Source organism: Bradyrhizobium sp. BEA-2-5 (assembly GCF_032918025.1).
Classification (GTDB): domain Bacteria; phylum Pseudomonadota; class Alphaproteobacteria; order Rhizobiales; family Xanthobacteraceae; genus Bradyrhizobium; species Bradyrhizobium pachyrhizi.
In genome coordinates, this window is sequence record NZ_CP136629.1 from 390,817 (window position 1) to 416,845 (window position 26,029).

Here is a 26,029-nt window from a genome sequence, read left to right on the forward strand (position 1 = left end):
CCGCTTTCTGCGAAGCCGTGCCGCAACCTCAAGCTGAACCAATCGAAGAGCAGCGGCAAGCAAATTGCTCGCGGCAGCGCACGCGTCCATTCCGCTGAATGGAATGCCTGGCGGGTTGCGCGAAGCGTCGCGCGTACGCAGCGCGCGCCGCTCGGTTTCAACAATCACAAAGAATTATTTCCGGAAACCGTCCGGAAAACCTGCCGTAGCTCGGCCAACGACGACGCACTCATCAACCAGGACGCGCCGTTGTTGCCCCTTCAACGCCGGCGAAGCCTCGCCGGTCGGCCTACTCATCGGGAGACGAAACCATGTCGAAGCGCATTGCCTATCTCGCTGCCGCCGCCTTCAGCGCCCTCGCCATCACCGCGACCGTCGTCGCGCCGGCCAGCGCCGAGGAGAAGACCGTCATGGTCGGCGGCGCTGCGATGTTCCCGTCGAAGAACATCGTGCAGAACGCGGTCAACTCGAAGGACCACACCACGCTGGTGGCGGCGGTGAAGGCGGCGGGCCTGGTGCCGACGCTGGAAAGCAAGGGTCCGTTCACGGTGTTCGCGCCGACCAACGCCGCCTTCGGCAAGCTGCCGGCCGGCACCGTCGACAACCTGGTCAAGCCCGAGAACAAGGCGACGCTGACCAAGATCCTCACCTACCATGTCGTGCCCGGCAAGCTCGATGCCTCCGATCTCACCGACGGCAAGAAGCTGAAAACCGCCGAGGGCGAGGAACTCACCGTGAAGAAGCAGGACGGCAAGGTCTGGATCGTCGATGCCAAGGGCGGCACGTCGATGGTGACGATCTCCAACGTCAACCAGTCGAACGGCGTGATCCATGTGGTCGACACCGTGCTGATGCCGGCGACGTAACACCCGACGGCCCGATTTGGTCCCAAACGCCTTACGAAACCGCGAGCCGGCGCCTCGCCCCGGCTCGCATTTTTGTGACCATGTGAAGCAGCCTATATCAAACTGATGATGCCTGCCCCCGTAACGGAACGCCGGTTCCGGGCGTATAACCCGGTAACGACCACGAGCAGAGATATCCCATGACGAGCCTTGCCGTCAGCGACCACCAGGCAGAGACCGCGACACCCGCGAAGGCGATCCAGCCGGCCTGGGTGCGGATCATGCACTGGGTCAACGCGCTTGCCATGATCCTGATGATCCTGTCGGGCTGGCAGATCTACAACGCCTCGCCGCTGTTCGGCTTCAGCTTCCCGCGCGAATATACGCTTGGCGGCTGGCTCGGCGGCGGCCTGCTCTGGCATTTCGCGGCGATGTGGCTGCTGATGATCAACGGCCTCGCCTATCTGGCGCTGGGTTTCGCCACCGGCCGCTTCCGCAAGAAGCTGCTGCCGATCACCCCGGGCGGCGTGATTGCCGATACCAAGGCGGCGCTGACCTTCAAGCTGTCGCATGACGATCTCAGCAAATACAATTCGGTGCAGAAGCTGCTCTATGCCGGCATCATCGTGGTCGGCGTCGTCATCGTGCTGTCCGGCCTGTCGATGTGGAAGCCGGTGCAGCTGCATTGGCTGGTGTCGCTGTTCGGTGGCTACGATTTCGCCCGCTATGTTCATTTCACCTGCATGGCGCTGATCGTCGCATTCCTTGTCATCCATGTCCTGCTCGCGCTGCTCGTGCCGAAGAGCCTGCGCGCCATGATCATCGGCCGCTAAAGTGCGATGAATCGTCATCGCGCTTTAGGTTGTTGTTGTTTACGCATGATCTTTCCGGAAAACCGCTTCGCACTTTTCCGGATCATGCTGTAGGAGGTCTGTCATGGGTCGTCTCCGCAAGCTCCTGATCCCCGGTGTCGACAAGAAGCTGCTCGTGCGCGATGCGGTGAAGACGATGCCGGAGCTGACGCGCCGTCGCTTCATCACGACGGGCACCAGCCTCGGGGCGCTGACGCTGCTCACCGGCTGCGACGTGATCGATTCGTCCTCGGCCGAAACCATGCTCGCCAAGGTCTCGAAGTTCAACGACGCCGTGCAGGCCTGGATGTTCAATCCGGATGCGCTGGCGCCGACCTTTCCCGAGAGCGCGATCACCAAGCCGTTTCCGTTCAACGCCTATTACGATCTCGACGACGCGCCCGATATCGACGGCGCCGACTGGAAGCTCGAGGTGCGCGGTCTCGTCGACAACAAGAAGTCATGGACGCTGGACGAGCTCTACAAGCTGCCGCAGGTCACGCAGATCACGCGCCACATCTGCGTCGAGGGCTGGAGCGCGATCGGCAGCTGGACCGGCACGCCCATGCGCGACTTCCTCAAGCTGATCGGCGCCGATACCCGCGCCAAATATGTCTGGTTCCAGTGCGCCGACAAGGACGGCTACAACTCGCCGCTCGACATGCGCTCGGCGCTGCATCCGCAGACCCAGATGACGTTCAAATACGCGAGCGAGATCTTGCCGCGCGCCTACGGCTTCCCGATGAAGATCCGCGTGCCGACGAAGCTCGGCTTCAAGAACCCGAAATACGTGGTCTCCATGGAAGTCACCAACGACTACAAGGGCGGCTATTGGGAAGACCAGGGGTATAATTCGTTCAGCGGGAGTTAGCCGTCGTCCCGGCGAAAGCCGGGACCCATACTCCGCGGCCGAGGGAATAGCTACGAGGGGAGACGCTTCCTTCCATCACAACCAGCTGTGGTTATGGGTCCCGGCCTTCGCCGGGACGACGCAGGCTTACGGCCCGACCTTCCTCTGAAACGCCGACAGCAGCGCGCCGAGCGCGAGCATCGCGGCCGAGACGTTCAACGCAAATGACAGGCTGCCGACCGCGTCGGTGATCGCGCCGACGACGATCGGCCCCAGCGTCTGGCCGACGCCGAACGAGATCGTCATCGCGGCGATCGCGGTCGGCCACACCTCGGATGGATAGTTGAAGCGCACGAAGGCCGTGGTCGAGCCGACCACGGCGAAGAAGGCGACGCCGAACACGACGGCGGAGACCGCGAGCCATGCCGGCGAATGGCCGAGGATCGGCAGGGCCGCGCCCAGCGCGTTGGTACCGAGGATGATTGCGGTGGCGAGGCCGCCGCGGTCCAGCGCCAGCACGCCGCGCCAGGCCCAGGGCGTGACGAAGGCGCTCAGCCCGATCAGGCTCCAGAACGCGGCCTGCGCCGCGGCCCCGCCGCCGCCGTCGCGCACATAGGCGATCATGAAGGTCATGTAGGCGATGTAGCCGGCGCCGAACAGGAAATAGCTAGCGAGGTAGATCAGGACCGGCATGACAGCGAATTGGGTCCGCACGATGCCGCCGGCGGCGCTGTTCGCGTGGAGCGGCGCCAGCATCAGGGGCACGGTCATGATCGCGGAAAGCAGCGTCATCGCCCACCACACGATCCACCACGAGCCGGCGCCGAAACCCTGCAGCACGAAGGGCGCGATCAAGCCCGATGCGAGGATGCCGACGCCCGGTCCGGCATAGAACAGGCTGAGCAGGAAATTCGCGCGTTCGGGTCGCGATTGCGCGATGGTCGCCGCGAGCGCGCCGCCGCCGACAAAGCCGATCGCGGCGGCGAAGCCGACCAGCAGGCGGGCAAAGCTCAGCACCACGAAATTGCCCGTGAGGGCGCAAAGCGCCAGCGACAGCGCGCAGGCCAGCGTCGACCAGCGCACCGATGCGGCAAGTCCGAAGCGTTCGATCAGGCGCGAGGCGAGCAGCGCGCCCACGAGATAGCCGACGGCGTTGATCGTGTTCATGAAACCTGCGGCCGAGTAGGACCAGCCGAGGTCCTCCCGCATGTCGGGCAGCACCAGCGCATAGGCAAAGCGGCCGATGCCGAGCCCGACCGTCGCAGCCAGCGACAGGGTCAGGATCAGCCGCGCAAGATGCGGGTTGGGCGGGGCGGGGGCTCTCACAATTCACTCCGGCAATGCGGCCATTGTGACAGGCCGCGGCGGCGCTGCCCAGCGCCGATGCCCGCAACACTGTCTTGCGTATCAGGCAATCAGGCGATCAGGACCAGCGCAACGCCGATCACGGTCAGCAGGGTGCCGCCGACGATCCGCGCCGTGATCTCGACATGCTTGAGCATCATCGCGCTCATCACCACGGTGACCAGCGGATAGATCGCGGCGAGCGGCGCCACCAGCGTGATCGGGCCGTTGCGGACCGCGGCGAACAGGCTGAGCGCGCTGAGCCCGTTGCTGATCCCGGTCAGCGCGAACCAGAATCGGCCCTCGCGCGGCGCCTGCACCATGAAGCTGCCCTTGCGGACCCGTTGCACGGTCAGCACCACCAGCGAGGACATGACATAGCCGACCAGGCAGGCCCATAGCGGGCTCGGCCAGATCGCAAGGCCGAGCTTGGCGATCGGCGGCACGATGCCGCGCACCAGCGCGCTCGCGAGCGGCAGCAGCAGCGCCCAGCTGCGCCAATGGCCGAGGCCGCGCGGCCTCGTCACGGTGATGATGGCGGCGCCCGCGACCGCGACGACGAGGCCGATGAGCTGCTGCGGCAGCAAGGGCTCGTGCAGCAGCACCACGGCGGCGGTGACCGCAAACAGCGGTGCCAGATTGCCCAGCGTCGAGGTGATGACCGGCCCCAGCGCCCGGTTCGACGCAAAGGTCAGGAGCGTCAGCGAGGCCGGGAAGAACAGCCCGATCGCTATGAAGATCGGCAGTGCGCGCCAGACCACCGGCTCGCCATGCAGGATCAGCGGCGACAGCACCAGGAATAGCAGGGTGAAAGAGGGTACGCTGATCGCGGCGCCCGACAGCGGCTCGACGGTGCGCAGGCCAAGCTGCGCCAGCACCACCCCGGCGCCGAGGAAAATGGCCGAGGCGAAGGCGTAGACGATGGCTGCGGTCATGGGATCCGTCTTGTTGGCTTCTGAAGGCGCGGGTTGCCCGTTGGGACCATTCTGGGCCGATCCGGGGTGCCTTGCCAATCCGGCTCCGGCGTTTTAGCACTCCGGCCGGATTTCCCCCGCTCGTCGTGCCCGGGCTCGACCCGGGCATCCATCCATCTTCAGAGAGACCTTTCGAAGCGGGATGGATTGCCGGGTCATCTGTGCGAGGACGCGCTTCGCGCTCTTGCCCGGCAACGACAACAACGATTAGCTCGAGGTAACACCATGGCGACCCACAAACTGCTGCTGCTCCCCGGCGACGGTATCGGCCCCGAGGTGATGGGCGAGGTGAAGCGGCTGATCGACTGGCTCGATGCGGCCGGGATCGCCAAATTCGAGACCGACAGCGGCCTCGTCGGCGGCTCCGCCTATGACGCGCACAAGGTCTCGATCTCCGAGGGCGACATGGCCAAGGCGAAAGGCGCCGACGCCGTGATCTTCGGCGCGGTCGGCGGCCCGAAATGGGATGCTGTTCCGTACGAGGTGCGTCCCGAAGCCGGCCTGCTCCGCCTGCGCAAGGATCTCGCTCTGTTCGCCAACCTGCGTCCCGCCGTGTGCTACCCGGCGCTGGCCGATGCCTCGAGCCTGAAGCGCGAGGCGGTCGAGGGGCTCGACATCATGATCGTGCGCGAGCTCACCGGCGGCGTGTATTTCGGCGAGCCCAAGACCATCACCGATCTCGGCAACGGCCAGAAGCGTGCCATCGATACCCAGGTCTACGACACCTATGAGATCGAGCGCATCGCCCGCGTCGCCTTCGAGCTTGCCAGGAAGCGCAAGAACAAGGTGACGTCGATGGAGAAGCGCAACGTCATGAAGTCGGGCGTGCTCTGGAACGAGGTCGTGACCCAGGTTCACAAGCGCGAATACCCCGATGTCACGCTCGAGCACCAGCTCGCCGATTCCGGCGGCATGATGCTGGTGAAATGGCCGAAGCAGTTCGACGTCATCGTCACCGACAATCTGTTCGGCGACATGCTGTCCGACATCGCGGCGATGCTGACGGGATCGCTCGGCATGCTGCCCTCGGCCTCGCTCGGCGAGATCGACGTCAAGAGCAAGAAGCGCAAGGCGCTGTACGAGCCCGTGCACGGCTCCGCGCCCGACATCGCCGGCAAGGGCCTCGCCAATCCGATCGCGATGATCTCGTCCTTCGGCATGGCGCTGCGCTATTCCTTCGACATGGGCGATCTCGCCGACAAGGTCGATGCCGCGATCGCCGCGGTGCTCGCCAGCGGCCTGCGCACCGCCGACATCAAGTCGGAAGGCACCACGGCTGCTTCCACCACGCAGATGGGCGAAGCGATCCTGAAGGAATTGCAGAAGCTGCACGCGTAACAGCTCTGCCGTCATTCCGGGGCGATGCGAAAGCATCGAACCCGGAATCTTGAGATTCTCAGATGCGCAATTGCGCACCTATGGTCTGGTCCTTCGGACCATCCCGGAATGACAGCGAATAAAAAAATGCCCGGCCGGAGCCGGGCATTTTCGTATCGGCTGTTGGCCGAAATTCTCAGTACAGCGGGAAGTTCTGCGGATAGCCGCCGACATCGCCTGGCGGCGAGAGCGGCTGGCGATCGATCGGGCGGTTCAGGTTCTCGCGGGCGAAGGACGGATAGCCGACGGCCGGCGGGAAGGCGTAGTCGGTGAACTTGCGGTCGCCCGGCAGCACTTCGGTGCCGGCGTCGAGCCAGGAGCGCGTGGTGACGTAAACGCGGGTGCGCGGACCCTGCTGATAGACACGGTTCGGACCTTGGGCGCCGTAATAGCGGCGGCCGTCGCGGTCATACTGCTCCTGCTGCTTGCGCTTGGCCGGGCTCTGCGCGCTGGCCGCGGTCATGCCGAACGCGGTTGCGGTGACGGCAGCCGCGGCAAGCAACACCACGAGCTTGTTCGCGGCAGGGAATTTCAAGGTCATCGCATCCTCGTCATTACGGCCCCATCGGGGCTGGCGCGTCCGCCAAAATCACTCGGAACACATTGTAGCCATGGTGGGGAGGTCGTCACTAGGTCAATTGCGCCACACCGGCTGAGATAATGCGTGTCCAAGCGCAAAAGTTTCATGAAAACCAGTGCCTTGCCACGGTCTCGCCATCAAAGGGCGCCGCGCAGGCGTGGGTTCTCGCTGCCCATGACCCAGTCGGCCGACAGGGCGGGCGCGCCGGAGGTAACGCAGTCGGTGCGCTTGAGCTCGGCATGCGCGAACAGGGCGGCGAGCCGCGGATCGTTGCCCGCGGCCAGCAGGGTCAGGCGGTTCAGCATGCAGACGATCGCGGCGCGCCGGGCCGGCAGGCTGGCGCCCTGGCAGGTCCAGCCGGAGATCCGGAGGTCAGGCGCGTCGGCCTGCTTGAGGAAGCTGAGGCAGGCGCGGTCGCCGTCCTGCCGCGCCGGGCGCAGCAGGGTGACGCTGCCGAACTTGCTGTCGACGATGCCGGCAGCCTCGAGCTCGCGGACGCCGCTCGGGTCGAGCCGCCCGGCAATCTCGGTGACCGCGGGCCCCATGGCCTCGCCGCCGGGGCGATAGATTTCCAGCTCGGCGACCGCTGCACCGGTGGCATCGGCCCAGCGGAAGACGTCCTTGCGGCCGCCCTCGGGGTGCCGGAGGATCTCGTAAGTCTCTGTTTTATCTCGAAGATCGATCCGGCTCACGGCAAAGGCCGGCGCCGTGCGGCCGGCCGGGCTCCAGCCTGCGGCGGCAGGGGCCGCCATCGCCGTTGCGTCGGGCAGTTGCTTCCATAGATAGTTGCCGAGGACGACGAACAGCGCGAGCACGGCGACATAGGCGAAGAGCCGGGAGAGCGTGGCGTACACCTCGTCGACGAAGCTCGTCAGTGCTGACGGAATTCTCGTATGATGGGGCGCGGCCGGATCGGCCCGAAATAAACGCATCAAAACGCTCAAAAGCTACGCAACGTTGTCTTGACAGGGTTTCTCGCATAGAAGCGCTGCCTCTTCCCTTTCCGCAGCTGGCGGGGGAACGGGCTTTTTCATCGGAGAGTGAACGATGGGTTACAAAGTCGCAGTGGTCGGCGCGACCGGCAATGTCGGACGGGAAATGCTCAACATCCTGGATGAGCGCAAATTTCCCGCGGACGAGGTCGTGGCCCTGGCCTCGCGCCGCAGCGTCGGCGTCGAGGTCTCCTATGGCGACCGTACCCTGAAGGTCAAAGCGCTCGAGCACTACGATTTCTCCGACGTCGACATCTGCCTGATGTCGGCGGGCGGTGCGGTGTCGAAGGAATGGTCGCCGAAGATCGGCGCCGCCGGCACCGTGGTGATCGACAACTCCTCGGCCTGGCGCATGGATCCGGACGTGCCGCTGATCGTGCCGGAAGTGAACGCGGCTGCGACGGAAGGCTTCAAGAAGAAGAACATCATCGCCAACCCGAACTGCTCGACCGCGCAACTCGTGGTCGCGCTCAAGCCACTGCACGACAAGGCCACGATCAAGCGCGTCGTGGTCTCGACCTATCAATCGGTGTCGGGCGCCGGCAAGGACGCGATGGACGAGCTGTTCTCGCAGACCAAGGCCGTCTACACCAACAGCGAGATCGTCAATAAGAAGTTTCCTGCGCGCATCGCCTTCAACGTCATCCCCCAGATCGACGTCTTCATGGAGGACGGCTACACCAAGGAAGAGTGGAAGATGATGGCGGAGACCAAGAAGATTCTTGATCCCAAGATCAAGCTTACGGCCACCTGCGTGCGCGTGCCGGTGTTCGTCGGTCATTCCGAGGCCGTCAACATCGAGTTCGAGAACCCGATCAGCGCGGACGAGGCCCGCAACATCCTGCGCACCTCGCCGGGTTGCCTCGTCATCGACAAGCAGGAGCCCGGCGGCTACGCCACGCCCTATGAGGCGGCCGGCGAGGATGCCACCTATATCAGCCGCATCCGTGAGGACGCGACCGTGGAGAACGGTCTGGTGCTCTGGTGCGTGTCGGACAACCTGCGCAAGGGCGCAGCGCTCAACGCGATCCAGATCGCCGAAGTGCTGATCAACCGCAAGCTGATCAGCGCGAAGAAGAAGGCGGCGTAAAAGCTGCCGCGGGAATACGGTGTCAGGAAGCGCGTGGCATGGCGGAAGCGGAACAACCGGGGACCTATCGGCCCAATCCGACGCTGAAGCGGATTGAACGTCGTTTCGAGAACCTGCTGTTCAACAGCCGCTGGCTGATGGCGCCGTTCTATTTCGGCCTCGTCATCAGCCTCGCGGCGTTGCTGTTCAAGTTCTGCATGGAGCTGTGGCACTTCATCCTGCATGTGCCGGATGCCAAGGAATCCGACATCATTCTCGGCGTGCTGGCGCTGATCGACATCTCGCTGACCGGCAATCTGATCCTGATCGTGGTGTTCTCGGGCTACGAGAACTTCGTCTCGAAAATCGATCCGGAAGGGCATCCGGATTGGCCGGACTGGATGACCAAGGTCGATTTCGGCGGCTTGAAGCAAAAACTGCTCGCCTCGATCGTCGCCATCTCGGCGATTCAGGTGCTGAAGGCGTTCATGAACCTCGATACCGCGTTCGATCCCAGCAAGCTCGCCTGGCTGGTCGGCGTGCACCTGGTATTCGTGGTGTCGTCTTTCATGCTCGCGATCTCCGACCGCTGGGGCAGCGGCCATCACGGCAACGAGTAGATCTACTCGCCCGATTTCAGCTCGTCGCGGACGCTGATGAATTCCTTCGCGACCCGGTCCAGCACGAACAGCGAGCCCTCCGAGACGCCGAAATAGGCGCCATGCGTCTGCATCTGGCCGCTCTCCACCGCCTTGCGCACGAACGGGAAGGTCATCAGGTTTTCCAGACTGCGGAACACGGCGGCCTTCTCGATGCGCTCGACGAACTGCGCCATGCTCTCGTGCTCGCGCTGCTCGACCACTTCGCCCGGCTTGATGAACATCTGCATCCATTTGCCGATGAAGTCGCCCGGCGTGAGCGGCTCGATCTTGTCGACGAAGGCGCGGATGCCGCCGCATTGCGCGTGGCCAAGCACCACGATGTGCTTCACCTTCAGCACCGTCACGGCATATTCCAGCGCCGCCGAGACGCCGTGGGCGGTGCCGTCGGGCTGATACACCGGCACGAGGTTGGCGATGTTGCGGACGACGAACAATTCGCCGGGGCCGACGTCGAAGATCACCTCCGGCGAGACGCGGCTGTCGCAGCAGCCGATCACCATGGTCTCGGGAAACTGGCCGCGCTCCGAGAGGTCCCGGTAGCGCGACTGCTCGGTCGGTAGTCGCTGGGTCGCGAACGTCCGGTAGCCGTCGATCAATTGTTTCGGAAAGAATTTCATGGCCTCTGGCTAACCACATGCGGGTAACGGGAACAAGACTTTCGGCGCGTGGCCTGAGATGATACGGCAGCCTTGAAGAATGGTTCCCGCCCGATGCCCAAACAATGGACACCGGCGGCGCCCGAGCCCCTCAGGAGAATGTCGATGACCCGTCCGCGCCGCAGCCTGTTGTTCATGCCGGGATCGAATGCACGGGCGCTGGAAAAGGCCCGGACGCTGCCGGCTGACGGCATTATCCTCGACCTTGAGGATTCGGTCGCCCCCGACGCCAAGGCCACAGCCCGCGAGCAGATCGCCACGGCGGTCGCGGCCAAGGGCTTTGGCAAGCGCGAGGTCCTGATCCGCATCAACGCGCTCGACACGCCCTGGTGGGTCGACGACATCGGCATGGCCGGCAAGGCGCAGCCGGATGGCATTCTGGTTCCCAAGATTTCGACCGTCGACGATCTCAACGCCGTCGCCGATCGCCTCAGCGACATCAATGCGCCCGCCTCGATCCAGGTCTGGGCCATGATCGAGACCGCGCGCGCGGTGCTCGACGCCGACAAGCTGGCCGCGGCATCGAAGGATTCCGAAACCAGGCTCGCCGGCTTCGTGTTCGGCCCGAATGATATCTCGCGCGAGACGCGGATCCGGATGCTGCCGGGACGCGCCGCGATGATCCCGATGATCACCCACTGCATCCTGGCGACGCGCGCCCACGGCCTCGAGATCCTCGACGGCCCCTACAGCGACATCGCCAATTCCGACGGCTTCGCCACCGAATGCGCGCAAGCCCGCGATCTCGGCTTCGACGGCAAGACGCTGATCCACCCCTCGCAGATCGACGCCTGCAACGCGATCTTCACGCCTCCCGAAGAGGAAGTCGCGCGCGCCCGAAAGATCATCGCCGCGTTCGAGCTGCCGGAGAACGCCTCGCGCGGCGCGATCCGCCTCGACGGCGCCATGGTGGAGCGCCTGCACGCCGACATGGCCCGCCGCACCATCGAGATCGCGGACGCGATCGCGGCGATGGGGCATTAATTCCACCCTCCCCTGGAGGGCAGGGCAATTGCATTTGAATGAACCGATTCTTCCGCGCCGTCATGGCCGGGCTTGTCCCGGCCATCTACGTCTTTTCTTTGCGTGGAAACGAAGACGTGGATGCCCGGGCCCGGGCATGACGAGTTTGTGGGAACTCCGATTGCCTCAAACGGCCATATGCGATTGCCCTCCCCTGGAGGGGGAGGGTCGGATCGCGTCGAGCGTAGCGAAATGCGAGCCGGGGTGGCGTGATCTCTCAACACGAGCAGAGTATGCGTGGAGAGACTGTCACCCACCCCGCCGCTCACTTCATTCGCGTCGACCCTCCCCCTCCAGGTGAGGGTGATTATCGCGCCCCAAACCTCTCCGCCGCCCACGCGTAGAGACTGCCCGGGATCGGCGCCTCCTTGCCGCGTCCTTTCGGCGAGATGTGCAGGCCGATGATCCCGGGATCGTTCAGGTAGCGCGAAAAATCCGACGGCTCGAAGAACAGCTTTGGCTCGGCATGCACGGCGTAGAACGATCGCTTCGGCAGCGCGTGCTGCAATTCGCCTGCGCGGCGCGCCAGCGCGGTGAGCGCCGCCGGGCCGTAGATCGCGACACGGATGTCGGCGAGGCGGTTGGATTTGCCGCGCAGCCGGCGCATCGCAAAGGTCAGGCGGTGGCGCAGCGCCAGCCAGTCCGGGATCAGCTCGTCCTGCTGCATCAGCGCCTCGAACGCGCGCACGATCGGATCGTCGGGCGGCAGATACATCACGGAGTTGCCGAGCTGGCGCGGCCGCTCCCAGGCGAAGTACGGTTTTGCCGGATCGATCTCGATGGGCTTCAAGAGCAGCACGTCGGCATCGAGCCAGAGGCCGAGGCCCTTCGCCATCAGCTTCATGCGGAAGAAGTCGCTGAACTGCAGCTTGGTCCAGTCGCGCCAGCTGCCGTCCGGCTGCGCCGGGCGCAGCTTCTCCGCGAACGAGTGCGGCAGCACGGCTTCGGCTTCGGCATTGCCGATACCGTCGGGCAGGCCGGGAATGGTGTCGAAGCTGTAGACCGTGATCTTGTGACCGGCAGCGAGCTGCGAGCGCAGACAGGTCCGGCGCAGCGCATCCATCGGGCCGTGCCAGAAGGTGACGATCTCGGGCAGCATGCGCGTTAGCTATCAGCGGGTTTGCGGCGAGCGAATTTGGCAAAGAAAAGCCCCGGCGCCTGACGGCACCGGGGCACGATGATGCGCTGAGCCTCAAGCCCAGGCGCGTTCCCTAAGCTTGGTCTCGTAGCTGTCGATCGAGGCCTTCTTCTCCATGGTGAGACCGATGTCGTCGAGGCCGTTGATCAGGCAGTGCTTGCGGAACGGATCGATCTCGAACTTGACCTTGCCGCCGTCGGGGCCGCGGATCTCCTGGTTCGGCAGGTCGATCGTCAGCGTCGCGTTGGCGCCGCGCTCGGCATCGTCGAACAGCTTGTCGAGGTCTTCCTGCGAGACGCGGATCGGCAGGATGCCGTTCTTGAAGCAGTTGTTGTAGAAGATGTCGCCGAACGAGGTCGAGATCACGCAGCGGATGCCGAAGTCGAGCAGCGCCCAGGGCGCGTGCTCGCGGCTCGAGCCGCAGCCGAAATTGTCGCCGGCGACCAGAACCTTGGCGTTGCGATAGGCGGGCTGGTTGAGAACGAAGTCCGGGTTCTCGCTGCCGTCGTCCTTGTAGCGCTGCTCGGAGAAGAGCCCCTTGCCAAGGCCGGTGCGCTTGATGGTCTTGAGGTACTGCTTCGGAATGATCATGTCGGTATCGACATTGATGATCTTCAGCGGCGCCGCGACGCCTTCCAGCGTGGTGAACTTGTCCATGGGTGCTCTTCCCGGGCAAAAAATAGCGGATATCGGCCGGATGTTTATCGCGAATGTGACAGCGGTAAAAGGGCCATTTCTGCAGGGCTGGAGCCCTTTTCCGTTTTAGTCCGCATCGGCCTCGATTGCCGCCATATCGTCGTCGGAGAGGCCGAAATGGTGGCCGATCTCGTGGATCAGGACGTGGCGGATGATGTGGCCGAGGCTTTCGTCGTGCTCGGCCCAGTAATCCAGGATCGGCCGGCGGTAGAGCCAGACCATGTTCGGCAGCCGCGCCACGTCGCCAAAGCTCTGCTGGGGCAGGCCGACGCCCTGGAACAGCCCGAGCAGGTCGAACTCGCTCTCGCACCCCATCTCGTCCAGGACCTCCTCGGTCGGGAAGTCGTCGACGCGGACGATCACGCCCTCGCAGAGGGCCCGGAACGTCTTGGGCAGGCGCTCGAAAACCTCGTGCGCCATGGCCTCCATCTCGGCGAGCGAGGGGGCTTTTTCTGTGGTCCACATGACACTCCTTTAGCGCGAGTGCTATCGGCGGCGCCAGCGCAGTTGACCTTGGCGGCGCAATGGGAGACCGTGCCGCCCACGAATGGGGCTCAAGAATCGAGCTTGGGTGGGCGTAATGAAACGAATCGTGGCGGCAGCGCTGTTGGCTGTAGCAGTCGGGCTCTCGCTCCCGGCGACAGAGGTGCAGGCTCAGAGCGCGGCGGCTGAGGCGCGCGTCGGCGAGGCGGCACCGGTCGCGCGCGCGCGCGTCGTGGAGCGCCGCCGGCTGAAGCGGGTGCCGATCTACCGGTCGCAGCCCGATCATTGGGAACCCGATGTCATCCCGCGCTACAACCCCGGTCCGAACGCCGTGCGCGACTGCACCGCGACCTATGTGCAGGAGCACCGGCCGAGCGGTACCGTGATCACGCCGCGCATGAACTGCTTCTGGCGGCCGGGCTAGTTGCGCATACGTCGGCGCGTCGCGCCGATCATCGCAACAGCCGCGATCAATCCTGTCGTTCCATAGACCACCGCCGCCATCAGCATCTGCATGAGATGGCTCGCGGTCCCCATGCCGCCGCCCGGTCGCGAGCGCGACATCGGCGAGCATGATGGAACCGCTCAGCGCCGCGAGGGCTGTTCGAAGCAGCCACCTCCGTGTGCTTGTTTGTGTCGCGGCAATCTCCTGCAACGGACAGAACGCCAGATACGACCATCGTCTATGTCGTTTGCATACGAACGCGAAAAATCGCACGGAGTGCCGGAACCTGATCGCGCCAGCAGCATTCATGTTCGTGGCGCAGTCATTCACTTCCCATTCACGTCGTCTGCATTCTGCTAGCGATCTGCGTCGCGGCAACGGGGTCGATTCGAAAGCTCGAGCGTTTTCCAGCGGAGCCTGTCCCGCGTGTGATGCGGGATGGACACCGGTTCGCGTGAGGAAAGCGCATCAAGCAGAGGTTCGAGTCGTCGTTGCAAGACGTGACTTAAAGGGATCAAGGAGACAATTCATGAAGGCGATGAAGGTTCTGGGGCTCGCGGCTGTCGGTGCCGTGTTGGTGTTGGCGGCGCCGGCCGAGCGTGCAAGCGCGATGTCGCTCGCCACGCCGGGTACAGCCGCAACGGTTCAGGACGACGCGAACCAGGCGACCACGCAGGTACGCTGGGGCGGGCGCGGCTGGCATCGTGGCTGGCATCGCGGACATCACCGCGGCTGGGGCTGGGGGCATCGTCGCCACTGGCGCCGTTGATCGCGCGGCGTATCAGCGCAGTTGAGACACAGGCCCGTGAGCAGCGGGCCTGTTGTCGTTCTCAGCCATCAAACCAGCAGATTCAGCCACGCGAGATGATATCCATCGCAATCTGCAGGAGTTGATCATGATGAGATGGATCGGTGTTGCGGCTGTCGCGTGTGCATTCGCGTTGACGGCGCCGGCATCGGCAACCGCCGCGGCATCAGCCACGCCGCAGGCCGCGGCACCACAGCGGCAAGCGGGCAAGGCGACTGATATCAGCGCGCAGCGCCATCATCACCACTACCATCGTCGCTACTATCACCGCGGCTACCGTCCCTATTACCGTCCGTATTATCGGCCCTATTCCTACTATCGTCCGTACGGCTCCTATTATTACGGGCGGCCTTATTACTATCGGCCGTACCCCTATGCTGCGCCGGCGCCATTCACTTTCGGCTTCGGGTTCGGCCCGTTCTGGTGATGCGTGCAGTCGCGCAATGCGCGACACCAGCGCTGCAACGAGAGAGCAGCTCCGATCGGAGCTGCTCCGTCCGTCTCAGGGCGCGAAGCCCTTCGCCAGCAGCACAATGCCTTGCGCACCCGCCTTGCGATCCCTCGAGATCTCGACATATTCGGGCGATTCCGACCATGCACGGAATGCGGCTTCGTCAGGGAATGACATCAGCACCAGCTTGTCGCGATCCCAGCTGCCCTCGAGCACCGCGGGCCGTTCGTCGGCCGACAGCAGGCGTCCGTTGAACTTCCTGAACACGTCGAAGAAGCGCGCCTGATACCGATCATAGGCGGCGCGATCGGTCATCTTGAGTTGCACGATCACATAGACAGTCACTGACGTTTCTCCCGGACGTTTCGCCGCAGCGTTTTGCGCGTTCATGGCGCATTCACGTCGGCATTTCTAGCGTCATGCCGGGAGCGACTGCAATGAACGCAATGAAACCGGCTGCCGAGCAGCGTGGTGCTCATTGCCGTTGTCAGGGAGGTTCAGAGATGAGGGAGAGCTATTTGCGGCGCGGATTGGTGCGCCGTCTCGGCGTTGCGGCGGCCGCGGTCTTCGCATTGTCGGTCGCTTCGCAGCAGCGCGCCGAAGCGCTGTCGCTGGTGAGCCCGGGCGCCGCGCCCGCGGCAAAGTCTGCGGCCGATGCCATGACGACCCAAGTCCGGCATGGCGGTGGCGGCCATGGCAGCGGCGGTTTTCATGGCGGCGGCTTCCGCGGTGGTGGATTCCACGGCGGCGGATTTCACGGCCGCAGCTTCCATGGTGGCGGCTTCCGCGCCGCGCCGGCGTTCCATGGCGGCTATCGCTATGGCGGCTTCCATCGCCATTATGGTGGCTACCACCGCTTCTACGGCGGCGGTTACCGCTACGGCTATCGGCCCTATTACCGCCGGCACTTCTATCACCGGCGCTTCTTCTACGGATCGTCCTACTATTACCCGGCCTACTATCATCACCGCCGTTGCCGGGTGGTCTGGACCTATTACGGTCCGCGCCGGATCTGCCGGCCGTGGTGGCACCATCGCCACTACTGGCGGCCGTACCGGGTCTATTGGTAAAGTTTGAAATGACAGCGGGCCCCACGGCGCCCGTCTTGCTGGGTCCCTCTCTTTGCGCGCTGGAGCGTGTTCGAGCAAAGTGCGCGCCGGTTCGCGTGAAGAAAACGCGTCAAGAAAGGGGCGTTAATCCCAGTTCTTCAGCTTCCAGGACTTTATCTTCCACGGCGTCAGGTTTTCCATCCGCCATTGCGTCCAGCGCTCCGGCGGCCAGTGGCTGAGGCGCGAGGTTTCCTTCCCCTCGGGAAGCGGATCGATGATGCGCGCCACGGCACGACGGCGCTTCTGGCGCGTCGCGTCGCTGATCATGTCGACGAATTCGGGTTTATCGGCCACGGCACGCGCTCCTTGCGAAGGCTGGTTTTCGCAAGGAGGCAGTGTGCGTGCGCCCCGTTAACGAGCCGTTTCCGAAACGGCTCGAGCTTGAGACGAAGCAATAGCGTTTTCGAGCGAAGTGGCCCGGTTCGCGTGAAGAAAACGCGGCAAAGAGAATCTGGCGCTTGCCCTAGCGCCAGTCCCTGACATCGACGAAGTGCCCTGCGATCGCCGCAGCCGCCGCCATCGCCGGCGAGACCAGATGCGTGCGGCCCTTGAAGCCCTGGCGGCCCTCGAAGTTGCGGTTCGAGGTCGAGGCGCAGCGCTCTTCCGGCTTCAGCTTGTCCGGGTTCATGGCAAGGCACATCGAGCAGCCCGGCTCGCGCCATTCGAAGCCGGCCTTGATGAAGATCTTGTCCAGACCCTCGGCTTCCGCCTGCTCCTTCACGATGCCGGAGCCCGGCACGACCATGGCGTTGACGTTCGCTGAAACGGTCTTGCCTTCGGCAATCTTCGCTGCCGCGCGCAGGTCCTCGATGCGGCCGTTGGTGCAGGAGCCGATGAAGACACGATCGAGCTTGATGTCGGTGATCTTGGTGCCCGCCGTCAGGCCCATGTACTTGAGCGCACGATGCTTGGAGATGCGCTTGGCCTCGTCCGCGATCTTGTCCGGATCGGGCACGATGCCGGTCACGGAGATGACGTCTTCAGGCGAGGTGCCCCAGGTCACGATCGGCGGCAGCTTTGCCGCATCGAGGCGCAGCTCGTGGTCGAAATGCGCGCCTTCGTCGGAGCGCAGTGTCTCCCAGTAGCGCATCGCCGCATCCCACGCCGCGCCCTTCGGTGCCTTCGGCCGGTCGCGCAGGAAGTCGTAGGCCTTCTGGTCCGGCGCCACCAGGCCGGCGCGAGCGCCGCCTTCGATCGACATGTTGCAGACCGTCATGCGGCCTTCCATCGAGAGCGCACGGATCGCCTCGCCGGCATATTCCAGCACGTAGCCGGTGCCGCCCGCGGTGCCGATCTCGCCGATGATGGCAAGGATGATGTCCTTGCCCGTCACGCCGTCGGGCAATTTGCCGTCGACGGTGACGCGCATGTTCTTGGCCTTCTTCTGGATCAGCGTCTGCGTCGCCAGCACGTGCTCGACCTCGCTCGTGCCGATGCCGTGCGCGAGCGCGCCGAACGCGCCATGCGTCGAGGTGTGGCTGTCACCGCAGACGATGGTGGTGCCGGGCAGCGTAAATCCCTGCTCGGGGCCGATGACGTGGACGATGCCCTGGCGCCTGTCGAACTCGTTGTAATATTCGACGCCGAATTCCTTGGCGTTCTCGGCCAGCGCCTTAATCTGCTCGATGCTTTCAGGATCGGGATTCGGCTTGCTGCGGTCGGTGGTCGGCACGTTGTGGTCGACGACGGCGAGCGTCTTCTCGGGCGCATGAACCTTGCGTCCCGTGGCGCGCAGGCCTTCGAACGCCTGCGGCGAGGTCACCTCGTGCACCAGATGGCGGTCGATGTAGAGCAGGCACGTGCCGTCGTCGGCTTCGTGCACCAGATGGTCGTTCCAGATCTTGTCGTACAGGGTGGTCGGCTTGGACATGAGCTTAAGCTCCAGAAGAAATTCAGTGGTGGGATGGCATGAGCGCGTCTTAAGCGCGCGAGCAGGCGAAAGCGTCCAGGCAGCGTTACGCTGCGCTTCTAAGCTCTGACGTTGCCGAGGTCGCGAAGCGTCCGAAGAACCGGCCAGGCAGCCGCGAGCGATCGTCGATGACGATGCGCTTGCAGGGCTGGCTTGCTTGATCCGGAACCATTCTAAATTTCTAACACAGGGCTCGCGCCCGCGACAATCGATCCATGCGCGGGCCTGCAAGTCAGATAAATATGCCGCAACAAAAAAGCGCGGGGCAGGCCCCGCGCTTTTGGTCACATCCCCTGAGGGAAACGTTACTCGCCGACGGCGGTCTGGCGGTCCTGCTTCTCGACGATGCGGGCCGACTTGCCGCGGAGATTGCGGAGGTAATAGAGCTTGGCGCGACGCACCTTGCCGCGGCGCACCACCTTGATCGAGTCGATCATCGGCGACATCACCGGGAACACGCGCTCGACGCCCTCGCCATAGGAGATCTTGCGGACGGTGAAGCTCTCGTTGAGGCCACCGCCGGAACGGCCGATGCAGACGCCTTCATAGGCCTGCACGCGGGTGCGGTCACCTTCGACGACCTTCACGTTGACGATCACGGTGTCGCCGGGGCCGAATTCCGGAATGTCCTTGCCGGCGGACAGCTTGTCGAATTGCTCTTGCTCGAGCTGCTTGATCAGGTTCATTGAAATCTCCATCGGCGGCGCGCCCAGCCTTTCGCGGGCTGCGCAAACGTCCATCTATCCTGCGCGGGTGCGGATTTGGCCGCCCGTATAAGGCAAAGCGCAGGGTTTGTCACCCGTCTGTCGTGTTTTTTGTCCGGCGCGGAGCGGCTTTTTGGCCGGCCTTGCGGGCCCAGAGATCGGGCCGCCGGACCGCCGTCAGGGCCTCGGATTGGGCCAGTCGCCATGCCGCGACCTTAGCGTGATCGCCGGAAATCAGGATTTCCGGGATCGGGACCCCCTCGAACAGCTGCGGGCGGGTGTATTGGGGGTATTCGAGCAGCCCGTCCGAAAAGCTTTCTTCGGTTCCCGAGGCCTGCTTGCCCATCACCCCGGGCAGGAGCCGCACACAGGCGTCGATCAGGGCCAGGGCCGCGATCTCCCCACCGGACAGGACGTAGTCGCCGATCGAGACCTCTTCGAGGCCCCGTCCGTCGATCACCCGCTGGTCCACCCCCTCAAAGCGCCCGCAGACGATCAGGGGCCCGGGCCCGGCCGCCAGCTCCGCGACCTGGGTCTGGGTCAATGGCCGACCGCGCGGGCTCATCAACAGGCGCGGACGGTCAGGCACGATATCGGCGGCGTCGATCGCCGCCGCCAGCACATCGGCCCGCAGCACCATGCCCGGGCCGCCGCCGGCCGGGGTGTCGTCGACGCTGCGATGGCGGTCGGTAGCGGAGGCGCGGATGTCGCGCGCCTCAAGCTGCCAGAGTCCGGATGCCAGCGCCCGGCCGGCCAGGCTCACGCCGAGCGGTCCCGGAAACATCTCCGGAAACAGCGTCAGCACGGTCGCGCGCCAGGGTGTCGCCTGGGCCGGTGTCTCTTGCGATGTCATGGCCTCTGGTTACGGCACCACGGCCGTGAGGTCGAGGCTCTGCATCATCGCGGCCGCATCCACTGCGCGGCGGAAGTCGGCGAGCTTGAAGGTCGCGACGTTGATCTTGCGCAGGTCCAGCAGGCCTTCGGCGGCAAGGCCGGCGAGCTGGCCTGGTGCCGTGCGGTCGTACATGAACTGCCCGACCACCTCCCAGTCATTGGCCAGCATCTCCCGGAACGAGAGTTCGAGCGGCACCTCGGCGCTACCCATCAGCACCATCCGGCCGCCACGCCTGAGCGCGCGCAGAGAGGACAGTGTGGTCGAGGTGCTCTTGGCGGCGCCGAGCAGATCGAGCGCAACATCGGCGGTGCCGCCGGCGGCGCGGCGGATGACCGCAAGGTCGGCTGCCGCATCGCCGCTGACGACGGCGGGAATGACGCGCGGGCCGAACGCGTCGCGCAACTGCTCGAGCGCGGCTTCCTTGCGTCCGACGGCGACGACGCGGCCCGCGCCCATCGCGACCGCGAGCATCACGCCGCCCGAACCGAAATAGCCGGTCGCGCCGTTGACGATGATGGTCTGCCCGCCGCGCAGGCCAGAGCGCTGCAATCCGCCGAACGGCACGATCAGTTTTGCGAGCCCGATCAGCTCGGCGGCCGGCTTGTCGTCGAGATTGGCAAGCGGCGTGACGCAGGCGGCCGGCCAGTGCGCGATCTCGGCGAACACGCCGTCGCGCCAGCGCGCCTGCAGTGCGAACGCCTCCGGCGTCGTCACCGTGGCGGTGAGGCCGATCAGGATCTGCGGCGGATCGCGATCCGGCACGTCGCCGCGCAGATGCGGGCTGAGGAACACGCGGTCGCCGCCCCGCACATGCGTGACGTTCTCGCCCGCGGCGACGACGCGCGCGATCGCGTTGGTGCCCGGCACGAACGGCATCGGCGGCAGGCTGTAGGGCAGCGCGCCCGACAGAAGCTTGTTGGTGTAGGACAGCACCATGCCGGCCTCGATCCGCACCACGACGCCGTCGGGCGCAGGCCTCGGCGTCGCAACATCCTCGAAGCGCAGATCGTTGTGGGCGTGCAGCCGCCAGGCCTTGTGCGTGCTTGTCATTGTTGTCCTCCGTGGCACCATTGCTTAGGTAACCCGGATGGAGCGAAGCGCAATCCGGGCACAGCGCCAACCTCCCCTTGAAAAGGGGAGGTCGCTTTGCTCGTCAGAGCAAAGCGGGTGGGGATCTGCTCTGTCAGCTTGCAGCGTCGCCCGCGGCTGACCCCATCCCGACCTTCCCCCTTTCAGGGGGAAGGAGAAGACAGGCAGTCGCGCGGACTTAGGCATGTTATGCGTCACGCCTTCGTCGCATCATCCGCGAGATGCCGCGCCAGCACGACCGCAAGCGGACAGATCGCCAGCGCCGTGAGCGCGGTTGCTGCGGTCGCGAGCCTCGGGCCGAGCGCGTCGCCAAGCAGGCCGTAGATAACAGGCGCGATCGCGCCCGATCCGATCGTTCCGGTATAGAACAGCGCGAAGGCGCGCTCGGTCTGATGCGCGGGGGTGAGCTCGGGCACGGTGCCGTAGAGCACCGATGACGTGCCGTTGAGCATCACGCCGAGCAGCGGCAGCAGCACGATGGCCGGTGCGAGCGGCAACGCCAGCACCGCGACGATCAGCGCCGCCGTGCCGCCTTCGGTGATCAGCACGGTGCGCAGCGTGCCGACCCGCGCGCCGAGCCAGCCGCAGGTGAATTTTCCCGCGGCGCCGCCGATGAAGACCAACGCCAGCGCGAGGCCGTTGGTCGGCAGCGAGGCGCCCTTGTCGCGCAGCAGGAACGGCAGGAAGGTGAGAAAGCCCATCCTGACCGCGGTGTCGAGAATTCCGATCGCGAGCAGCCAATGAAAGCCGCGGCCTGTGCTGGCGCCGCGCGATGCTGATGTCGCCTTGTGCTCGGCGCCCCTGCCGACGGCCGGCATCCAGAGCGCAATGCAGATCGCGACGAGCAAGCCTGCGAGAGCGAGCACGAGCAGCGTGTGCCGCCACGACATGATCACCAGCAGGATCGAGGTCAGGGCCGGGATCGCCGCCTTGCCGAGATCGCCCGAGAAATTGTAGATGCCGAGCGGCCCGCGCGCCGCCGCGCCATAGGCACGCGACACCGCGGCGGATGCGATCGGATGCTGCGTGCTCGAGCCCGCGCCGGAGAGCGCGAGCGCCAGGCCGAAGCCAATGACACCGCCGGAGAATCCAGCAAACGCGTAGCCGAGCGCCGACAGCGCCGTGCCCGCAATCAGGATGATCTTGCCGTCGATCCGCTCTGCCATGCGTCCGACCGGAATCTGCAGCCCGGCCATGGCGCCGGCATAGAGCCCGCGCAGCAGCGCCAGCAGCCCGTAGCTCAGCGCAAATTCGGCCTGCCAGACCGGCAACAGCACGTAGATGACGTCGGTGTAGCCGTCGTGGAGGGCGTGGTTGAGCCCGGTCACGGTCAGGGTGCGGGTTGACCGGGCACGGTCGGGCCGCGTCGTGCCGGTTTCGGCCGACACGCTCATTGCCGCCCTCTAATGCAAGAAAATCTAAAGCTTGGGCGGGCGAGCATCAGAAGGGGACCTCAGAAAAGAAAGCTATGCAAGGAGCTTGCATGGCAGTATGCGCCGCCAAGGCGCTTGTCACAAATCAGTAATGATCGGATCATGCGTTAGAAAATCTTGTATTGAGGGATCATGTTCGTCCCACGCCGCAGCCTGCCGCCGCTCAATGCGGTCCGTGCCTTCGAGGCCGCCGCCCGGCTCGGCAGCTTCAAGGAAGCCGCCGCCGAGCTCAGCGTGACCCATGGCGCGGTCAGTCAGCAGATCCGCCTGCTCGAGGAATGGCTGGGCGCGCCATCGCTGTTTCGGCGATCGGTGCGGCGCGTGGTGCTGACGCCGGCGGGCGCGGCATTGCTCGCAGAGTTCGCACCTGCGCTCGACCGGATTTCCGCCGCCGTGCAGCAGCATCGCGAGCGGCGCGGCGATCTGGCGGTCGCGGTGTTGCGCGTCAATGCGCTCGCGACCTTCAGCCTGCGTTGGCTGCTGCCGCGGATGAGCCGGTTTCGCGCCGAGCATCCCGATATCGAGGTGCGCCTGAGCACGTCGAACGATCCGGTGGATGCGTTGTCTGAATCATTCGACGTCGTGATCCGCGGTGGCCCCGACACCTTCCACGGCTTCTCGTCACGTTTCCTGGTGTCGGAGCGCAGATTGCCGGTGTGCAGTCCGTCGCTATTGGCGCAGCTGCCGCTCAATGAGATCGCGGATCTCTCCAGGCACACGCTGCTGCATGTCACGTCGATGCCGCGGCTGTGGCGCGACTGGCTCACCGAGGCCGGGCAATCCGCGCTGGAGCCGGCGGCCGCGCTGACCTTCGATCACTTCTATCTGACGATCCAGGCCGCGCTCGATGGTCTCGGCGTCGCGATGGGACCGACCGCGCTGATCGCGGACGATCTCGCGGCCGGGCGCCTGGTGACGCCGTTTCCGGATGTCAGCCTGCCGGCGCGGAGCTACTTCGCTTACTTCCCGGCGGGGCGCAGCAACGATCCGCTCAGCGCGGTGTTCTGCGACTGGCTCGAGCAGCAGGGCCGGATGACGGGTTGAAGATATTGATCAGGCCGCCGACGGATCGTCGCCCTCGATTTCCTGCGGCAGCGCGATCACCACGCGCCCGCCGGCGAGATCGACTTCCGGCACCACCGCATTGGAGAACGGCAGCAGCAGCGTCGCCCCCTTGGGCGGGGCGATCTCGATGATGTCGCCGGCGCCGAAATTCTGGATCGCGATCACCTTGCCGAGCGGCTGATCCGTCGTGGTCACCGCGGCGAGCCCGATCAAATCGGTGTGGTAGTATTCACCGTCGTCGGTGTCCGGCAGCCGGTCGCGCGGAACGTAGAGCTCGAGACCGTTGAGCCGTTCGGCATCATCGCGGCTGGCGACGCCCTTCAGCGTCACCACCAGATGGTCCTTGGCCTCACGCACATGCGTGACCTCGAACTGGCGCTTGCCGTCCTTGGACAGCAGCGGGCCGTAGCGCCTGACGGCGAAGGGATCTTCGGTGAAGGTCCACAGCTTGACCGCACCGCGCACACCATGCGCGGCGCCGATCCGCGCGACGCAGACCGGTGCAGCCACCGTGGTCGCCGTTCAGCCTTAAGCCTTCGCTGCGGCTTCGGCCTGCGCCTTGCGCTCCTTGCGCGGCACGGCCTTCTCCGGGTTGTTGCGCGCTTCGCGCTTCTTGACGCCGGCAGCGTCGAGGAAACGCGCCACGCGGTCCGACGGCTGCGCGCCCTTGGCGACCCAGGCCTTCACCTTCTCCAGGTCGAGCTTGAGGCGCGCCTCGTTGTCCTTCGGCAGCAGCGGATTGAAATAGCCCAGACGCTCGATGAAGCGGCCGTCGCGCGGAAAGCGCGAGTCGGCAACGACGACGTGATAGACGGGACGCTTCTTGGTGCCTGCGCGGGCGAGGCGGATAACGACGGACATTCAGTTCTCCTTCAAAGGTCGATGTGTTCGATTGATTGGCATTCCGCGTCGCGCCGGCCGTATGCGAGCCGTCGCGACGAATCCTCATTTCTTCTTGCCCGGGAAACCGCCGAGGCCCGGCAGCATCGGCTTGCCGGAAAGGCCGGTCAGGCCCGGCACGTTCGGCAGGCCGCCGCGCAGCCCGGCCGGCAAATCCTTCGGCAGATTGGGCAGGCCGCCGCCGGCGCCGCCCTGCATCTTCTCGGCGAGCGCCTTCATCTCCTCGGCCGAGGGCGGCTTCATGCCGCCGCCGAAGCCCATGGCCTGCGCGATGCCGGCGAGCGGGCCGCGCTTGCCCGAGCCCATGGCCTTCATCACGTCGGCCATGTTCCGGTGCATCTTGAGCAGCTTGTTCACTTGCTCGACGCTCTGGCCGCTGCCGGCGGCGATGCGCTTCTTGCGGCTGGCTTTCAACACGTCCGGATGCCGGCGCTCGTCGCGCGTCATGGAATCGATGATCGCCACCTGGCGCTTCAGGATCTTGTCGTCGATGCCCGCCGCCGCGATCTGGTTCTTCATCTTGGAGATGCCGGGCATCATGCCCATCAGGCCGCTGATGCCGCCCATGTTCGCCATCTGCAGCAGCTGCTCGCGCATGTCGTTGAGGTCGAACTGACCCTTGCGCATGCGCTCGGCCGTGCGCGCGGCCTTTTCGGCATCGATGTTGGCGGCGGCGCGCTCGACCAGCGACACCACGTCGCCCATGCCGAGGATGCGGCCGGCGATACGGTCGGGATGGAAATCTTCCAGCGCGTCGGTCTTTTCGCCGGTGCCGAGCAGCTTGATCGGCTTGCCGGTGACAGCGCGCATCGACAGCGCGGCGCCGCCGCGGCCGTCGCCGTCGACGCGGGTCAATACGATGCCGGTGAGGCCGACGCGCTGGTCGAACGAGCGGGCGAGGTTCACGGCGTCCTGGCCGGTGAGACTGTCGGCGACCAGCAGCACTTCATGCGGATTGGCCGCGGCCTTGATCGCGGCTGCTTCCGCCATCATGTCTTCGTCGAGCGTGGTGCGGCCGGCAGTGTCGAGCAGCACGACGTCGTAGCCGCCGAGCTTGCCGGCCTCCAGCGCGCGCTTCGCGATCTGCGGCGGCTGCTGGCCGGCGACGATCGGCAGGGTCGGAATGTCGAGGTCGCGGCCGAGCACGGCGAGCTGCTCCATCGCCGCCGGGCGGTAGACGTCGAGCGAGGCCATCAGCACCTTGCGCTTGTCGCGCTGGACCAGGCGGCGGGCGAGCTTTGCGGTGGTGGTCGTCTTACCCGAGCCTTGCAGGCCGACCATCATGATCGGCACCGGCGGCACGGAATTGACGTCGATGGTCTGGCCTTCGGCGCCGAGCGTGTTGATCAGCTCGTCATGGACGATCTTGACCACCATCTGGCCGGGTGTGACCGACTTGACCACGGTGGCGCCGATCGCCTGCTCGCGGACGCGCTCGGTGAAGCTGCGTACCACCTCAAGCGCGACGTCGGCTTCCAGCAGCGCGCGGCGCACCTCGCGCATCGCGGCGTCGACGTCCTTTTCGGTCAGCGCACCGCGCCCCGTCAGACGATCGAGAATGCCGCCAAGCCGTTCCGACAGATTGTCGAACAATGCCGTTGTCCTCTTTTACCTCTCCCCGCCTGCGGGGATAGGTCGCCGCGCACGTGCGCGGCGGGTGAAGGGGGTACAGGGCTATCCA

30 protein-coding genes are annotated in these 26,029 nt (G+C 65.3%); 12 read left to right on the forward strand and 18 right to left on the reverse strand.

What is annotated here, in order from left to right; genetic code table 11:
* Window positions 1-311 precede the first annotated feature (311 nt).
* The 3 genes from RX327_RS01820 (at window position 312) to RX327_RS01830 (ending at window position 2,567) form a co-directional block, all read left to right on the forward strand.
* Window positions 312-866, forward strand: coding sequence for a fasciclin domain-containing protein (locus tag RX327_RS01820; RefSeq protein WP_239628840.1), 555 nt, complete (start codon window positions 312-314; stop codon window positions 864-866).
* A gap of 179 nt (window positions 867-1,045) precedes the next feature.
* A complete protein-coding gene (locus RX327_RS01825; protein WP_317249286.1) occupies window positions 1,046-1,678 on the forward strand; it encodes a cytochrome b/b6 domain-containing protein in 633 nt (210 codons plus the stop codon).
* Window positions 1,679-1,781: 103 nt separating this feature from the next.
* Entirely contained in the window at window positions 1,782-2,567 is a 786-nt protein-coding gene (locus RX327_RS01830) for a molybdopterin-binding protein (RefSeq protein ID WP_317249287.1), read from the forward strand.
* Between the two features lie 126 nt (window positions 2,568-2,693).
* Here the strand turns inward: RX327_RS01830 and RX327_RS01835 are convergent, their stop codons facing one another.
* Both RX327_RS01835 and RX327_RS01840 read right to left on the reverse strand, forming a co-directional pair.
* On the reverse strand, window positions 2,694-3,872 hold the full coding sequence (locus tag RX327_RS01835; RefSeq protein ID WP_317249288.1) for a YbfB/YjiJ family MFS transporter: 1,179 nt from the start codon (window positions 3,870-3,872) through the stop codon (window positions 2,694-2,696).
* Between the two features lie 89 nt (window positions 3,873-3,961).
* A complete protein-coding gene (locus RX327_RS01840) occupies window positions 3,962-4,825 on the reverse strand; it encodes an EamA family transporter (RefSeq protein ID WP_028337881.1) in 864 nt (287 codons plus the stop codon).
* 264 nt (window positions 4,826-5,089) lie between these two features.
* Between RX327_RS01840 and leuB the strand changes: the two genes are divergently transcribed.
* Window positions 5,090-6,202, forward strand: a complete 1,113-nt coding sequence (gene leuB / locus RX327_RS01845) for a 3-isopropylmalate dehydrogenase (RefSeq protein ID WP_317249289.1) — start codon at window positions 5,090-5,092, stop codon at window positions 6,200-6,202.
* Window positions 6,203-6,377: 175 nt separating this feature from the next.
* Here the strand turns inward: leuB and RX327_RS01850 are convergent, their stop codons facing one another.
* On the reverse strand, window positions 6,378-6,782 hold the full coding sequence (locus RX327_RS01850) for a hypothetical protein (protein WP_317249290.1): 405 nt from the start codon (window positions 6,780-6,782) through the stop codon (window positions 6,378-6,380).
* A gap of 176 nt (window positions 6,783-6,958) precedes the next feature.
* Window positions 6,959-7,753, reverse strand: a complete 795-nt coding sequence (locus tag RX327_RS01855) for a hypothetical protein (RefSeq protein WP_050386482.1) — start codon at window positions 7,751-7,753, stop codon at window positions 6,959-6,961.
* A 115-nt stretch (window positions 7,754-7,868) separates the two neighbouring features.
* Between RX327_RS01855 and RX327_RS01860 the strand changes: the two genes are divergently transcribed.
* The gene (locus RX327_RS01860) at window positions 7,869-8,903 is read left to right on the forward strand and encodes an aspartate-semialdehyde dehydrogenase (protein WP_317249291.1); all 1,035 of its coding nucleotides are present in this window, start codon (window positions 7,869-7,871) and stop codon (window positions 8,901-8,903) included.
* Window positions 8,904-8,941: 38 nt separating this feature from the next.
* Window positions 8,942-9,502, forward strand: coding sequence for a TIGR00645 family protein (locus RX327_RS01865; RefSeq protein ID WP_028337876.1), 561 nt, complete (start codon window positions 8,942-8,944; stop codon window positions 9,500-9,502).
* Window positions 9,503-9,504: 2 nt separating this feature from the next.
* Here the strand turns inward: RX327_RS01865 and RX327_RS01870 are convergent, their stop codons facing one another.
* Window positions 9,505-10,161 carry a carbonic anhydrase gene (locus RX327_RS01870; protein ID WP_317249292.1) on the reverse strand — a complete coding sequence of 219 codons (657 nt, stop codon included), beginning with the start codon at window positions 10,159-10,161 and terminating at the stop codon, window positions 9,505-9,507.
* 144 nt (window positions 10,162-10,305) lie between these two features.
* On the opposite strand from RX327_RS01870, the gene RX327_RS01875 reads away from it, so the two are divergent.
* Window positions 10,306-11,184, forward strand: a complete 879-nt coding sequence (locus tag RX327_RS01875) for a CoA ester lyase (RefSeq protein WP_317249293.1) — start codon at window positions 10,306-10,308, stop codon at window positions 11,182-11,184.
* Window positions 11,185-11,530: 346 nt separating this feature from the next.
* Here the strand turns inward: RX327_RS01875 and RX327_RS01880 are convergent, their stop codons facing one another.
* The 3 genes from RX327_RS01880 to RX327_RS01890 form a co-directional block, all read right to left on the reverse strand.
* Window positions 11,531-12,322, reverse strand: a complete 792-nt coding sequence (locus tag RX327_RS01880) for a hypothetical protein (RefSeq protein WP_317249294.1) — start codon at window positions 12,320-12,322, stop codon at window positions 11,531-11,533.
* 93 nt (window positions 12,323-12,415) lie between these two features.
* On the reverse strand, window positions 12,416-13,018 hold the full coding sequence (gene leuD, locus RX327_RS01885; RefSeq protein WP_317249295.1) for a 3-isopropylmalate dehydratase small subunit: 603 nt from the start codon (window positions 13,016-13,018) through the stop codon (window positions 12,416-12,418).
* A gap of 105 nt (window positions 13,019-13,123) precedes the next feature.
* On the reverse strand, window positions 13,124-13,522 hold the full coding sequence (locus RX327_RS01890; RefSeq protein WP_317249296.1) for a metallopeptidase family protein: 399 nt from the start codon (window positions 13,520-13,522) through the stop codon (window positions 13,124-13,126).
* A 115-nt stretch (window positions 13,523-13,637) separates the two neighbouring features.
* On the opposite strand from RX327_RS01890, the gene RX327_RS01895 reads away from it, so the two are divergent.
* The 3 genes from RX327_RS01895 to RX327_RS01905 all read left to right on the forward strand — a co-directional run bounded on the left by RX327_RS01895 (window position 13,638) and on the right by RX327_RS01905 (window position 15,220).
* On the forward strand, window positions 13,638-13,964 hold the full coding sequence (locus RX327_RS01895; protein WP_050386478.1) for a hypothetical protein: 327 nt from the start codon (window positions 13,638-13,640) through the stop codon (window positions 13,962-13,964).
* Between the two features lie 550 nt (window positions 13,965-14,514).
* Window positions 14,515-14,754, forward strand: a complete 240-nt coding sequence (locus tag RX327_RS01900; RefSeq protein ID WP_028336272.1) for a hypothetical protein — start codon at window positions 14,515-14,517, stop codon at window positions 14,752-14,754.
* A 127-nt stretch (window positions 14,755-14,881) separates the two neighbouring features.
* Window positions 14,882-15,220 (forward strand): hypothetical protein, encoded by a 339-nt coding sequence (locus RX327_RS01905; RefSeq protein WP_028352299.1) that lies wholly within the window; start codon window positions 14,882-14,884, stop codon window positions 15,218-15,220.
* Window positions 15,221-15,295: 75 nt separating this feature from the next.
* Here RX327_RS01905 and RX327_RS01910 read toward each other — a convergent pair whose 3' ends face one another.
* Window positions 15,296-15,589, reverse strand: coding sequence for a DUF1330 domain-containing protein (locus RX327_RS01910; RefSeq protein WP_028336273.1), 294 nt, complete (start codon window positions 15,587-15,589; stop codon window positions 15,296-15,298).
* 158 nt (window positions 15,590-15,747) lie between these two features.
* Here RX327_RS01910 and RX327_RS01915 point away from each other — a divergent pair, with 158 nt between their 5' ends.
* Complete coding sequence (locus RX327_RS01915) at window positions 15,748-16,314, forward strand: hypothetical protein (RefSeq protein WP_050386476.1); 567 nt, start codon at window positions 15,748-15,750, stop codon at window positions 16,312-16,314.
* 123 nt (window positions 16,315-16,437) lie between these two features.
* Here the strand turns inward: RX327_RS01915 and RX327_RS01920 are convergent, their stop codons facing one another.
* From RX327_RS01920 to RX327_RS01945, 6 genes are all read right to left on the reverse strand, one after another.
* A complete protein-coding gene (locus RX327_RS01920; protein WP_028336275.1) occupies window positions 16,438-16,647 on the reverse strand; it encodes a hypothetical protein in 210 nt (69 codons plus the stop codon).
* Between the two features lie 169 nt (window positions 16,648-16,816).
* On the reverse strand, window positions 16,817-18,223 hold the full coding sequence (gene leuC, locus RX327_RS01925) for a 3-isopropylmalate dehydratase large subunit (RefSeq protein WP_317249297.1): 1,407 nt from the start codon (window positions 18,221-18,223) through the stop codon (window positions 16,817-16,819).
* A 344-nt stretch (window positions 18,224-18,567) separates the two neighbouring features.
* On the reverse strand, window positions 18,568-18,948 hold the full coding sequence (rplS, locus tag RX327_RS01930) for a 50S ribosomal protein L19 (RefSeq protein ID WP_018318903.1): 381 nt from the start codon (window positions 18,946-18,948) through the stop codon (window positions 18,568-18,570).
* Window positions 18,949-19,057: 109 nt separating this feature from the next.
* The gene (gene trmD / locus RX327_RS01935) at window positions 19,058-19,819 is read right to left on the reverse strand and encodes a tRNA (guanosine(37)-N1)-methyltransferase TrmD (RefSeq protein ID WP_317249298.1); all 762 of its coding nucleotides are present in this window, start codon (window positions 19,817-19,819) and stop codon (window positions 19,058-19,060) included.
* A 9-nt stretch (window positions 19,820-19,828) separates the two neighbouring features.
* The gene (locus RX327_RS01940) at window positions 19,829-20,911 is read right to left on the reverse strand and encodes a zinc-binding alcohol dehydrogenase family protein (protein WP_050386474.1); all 1,083 of its coding nucleotides are present in this window, start codon (window positions 20,909-20,911) and stop codon (window positions 19,829-19,831) included.
* Between the two features lie 233 nt (window positions 20,912-21,144).
* A complete protein-coding gene (locus tag RX327_RS01945) occupies window positions 21,145-22,344 on the reverse strand; it encodes an MFS transporter (RefSeq protein WP_050386473.1) in 1,200 nt (399 codons plus the stop codon).
* Between the two features lie 171 nt (window positions 22,345-22,515).
* On the opposite strand from RX327_RS01945, the gene gcvA reads away from it, so the two are divergent.
* On the forward strand, window positions 22,516-23,427 hold the full coding sequence (gene gcvA / locus RX327_RS01950) for a transcriptional regulator GcvA (RefSeq protein WP_050386472.1): 912 nt from the start codon (window positions 22,516-22,518) through the stop codon (window positions 23,425-23,427).
* A gap of 9 nt (window positions 23,428-23,436) precedes the next feature.
* Here the strand turns inward: gcvA and rimM are convergent, their stop codons facing one another.
* The 3 genes from rimM to ffh all read right to left on the reverse strand — a co-directional run bounded on the left by rimM (window position 23,437) and on the right by ffh (window position 25,941).
* Window positions 23,437-23,958 (reverse strand): ribosome maturation factor RimM, encoded by a 522-nt coding sequence (rimM, locus tag RX327_RS01955; protein ID WP_317249299.1) that lies wholly within the window; start codon window positions 23,956-23,958, stop codon window positions 23,437-23,439.
* Window positions 23,959-23,976: 18 nt separating this feature from the next.
* Complete coding sequence (gene rpsP, locus RX327_RS01960) at window positions 23,977-24,309, reverse strand: 30S ribosomal protein S16 (protein WP_317249300.1); 333 nt, start codon at window positions 24,307-24,309, stop codon at window positions 23,977-23,979.
* An 84-nt stretch (window positions 24,310-24,393) separates the two neighbouring features.
* Window positions 24,394-25,941, reverse strand: coding sequence for a signal recognition particle protein (gene ffh, locus RX327_RS01965; RefSeq protein WP_317249301.1), 1,548 nt, complete (start codon window positions 25,939-25,941; stop codon window positions 24,394-24,396).
* Window positions 25,942-26,029 lie beyond the last annotated feature (88 nt).

Coding starts and splice junctions, on each gene's coding strand:
- RX327_RS01820 (WP_239628840.1), top strand. CDS start 312: ATGTCGAAGCGCATTGCCTATCTCGCTGCCGCCGCCTTCAGCGCCCTC.
- RX327_RS01825 (WP_317249286.1), top strand. CDS start 1,046: ATGACGAGCCTTGCCGTCAGCGACCACCAGGCAGAGACCGCGACACCC.
- RX327_RS01830 (WP_317249287.1), top strand. CDS start 1,782: ATGGGTCGTCTCCGCAAGCTCCTGATCCCCGGTGTCGACAAGAAGCTG.
- RX327_RS01840 (WP_028337881.1), bottom strand. CDS start 4,825: ATGACCGCAGCCATCGTCTACGCCTTCGCCTCGGCCATTTTCCTCGGC.
- leuB (WP_317249289.1), top strand. CDS start 5,090: ATGGCGACCCACAAACTGCTGCTGCTCCCCGGCGACGGTATCGGCCCC.
- RX327_RS01850 (WP_317249290.1), bottom strand. CDS start 6,782: ATGACCTTGAAATTCCCTGCCGCGAACAAGCTCGTGGTGTTGCTTGCC.
- RX327_RS01855 (WP_050386482.1), bottom strand. CDS start 7,753: ATGCGTTTATTTCGGGCCGATCCGGCCGCGCCCCATCATACGAGAATT.
- RX327_RS01860 (WP_317249291.1), top strand. CDS start 7,869: ATGGGTTACAAAGTCGCAGTGGTCGGCGCGACCGGCAATGTCGGACGG.
- RX327_RS01865 (WP_028337876.1), top strand. CDS start 8,942: ATGGCGGAAGCGGAACAACCGGGGACCTATCGGCCCAATCCGACGCTG.
- RX327_RS01870 (WP_317249292.1), bottom strand. CDS start 10,161: ATGAAATTCTTTCCGAAACAATTGATCGACGGCTACCGGACGTTCGCG.
- RX327_RS01875 (WP_317249293.1), top strand. CDS start 10,306: ATGACCCGTCCGCGCCGCAGCCTGTTGTTCATGCCGGGATCGAATGCA.
- RX327_RS01880 (WP_317249294.1), bottom strand. CDS start 12,322: ATGCTGCCCGAGATCGTCACCTTCTGGCACGGCCCGATGGATGCGCTG.
- leuD (WP_317249295.1), bottom strand. CDS start 13,018: ATGGACAAGTTCACCACGCTGGAAGGCGTCGCGGCGCCGCTGAAGATC.
- RX327_RS01890 (WP_317249296.1), bottom strand. CDS start 13,522: ATGTGGACCACAGAAAAAGCCCCCTCGCTCGCCGAGATGGAGGCCATG.
- RX327_RS01895 (WP_050386478.1), top strand. CDS start 13,638: ATGAAACGAATCGTGGCGGCAGCGCTGTTGGCTGTAGCAGTCGGGCTC.
- RX327_RS01900 (WP_028336272.1), top strand. CDS start 14,515: ATGAAGGCGATGAAGGTTCTGGGGCTCGCGGCTGTCGGTGCCGTGTTG.
- RX327_RS01905 (WP_028352299.1), top strand. CDS start 14,882: ATGATGAGATGGATCGGTGTTGCGGCTGTCGCGTGTGCATTCGCGTTG.
- RX327_RS01915 (WP_050386476.1), top strand. CDS start 15,748: ATGAGGGAGAGCTATTTGCGGCGCGGATTGGTGCGCCGTCTCGGCGTT.
- leuC (WP_317249297.1), bottom strand. CDS start 18,223: ATGTCCAAGCCGACCACCCTGTACGACAAGATCTGGAACGACCATCTG.
- rplS (WP_018318903.1), bottom strand. CDS start 18,948: ATGAACCTGATCAAGCAGCTCGAGCAAGAGCAATTCGACAAGCTGTCC.
- trmD (WP_317249298.1), bottom strand. CDS start 19,819: ATGACATCGCAAGAGACACCGGCCCAGGCGACACCCTGGCGCGCGACC.
- RX327_RS01940 (WP_050386474.1), bottom strand. CDS start 20,911: ATGACAAGCACGCACAAGGCCTGGCGGCTGCACGCCCACAACGATCTG.
- RX327_RS01945 (WP_050386473.1), bottom strand. CDS start 22,344: ATGAGCGTGTCGGCCGAAACCGGCACGACGCGGCCCGACCGTGCCCGG.
- gcvA (WP_050386472.1), top strand. CDS start 22,516: ATGTTCGTCCCACGCCGCAGCCTGCCGCCGCTCAATGCGGTCCGTGCC.
- rpsP (WP_317249300.1), bottom strand. CDS start 24,309: ATGTCCGTCGTTATCCGCCTCGCCCGCGCAGGCACCAAGAAGCGTCCC.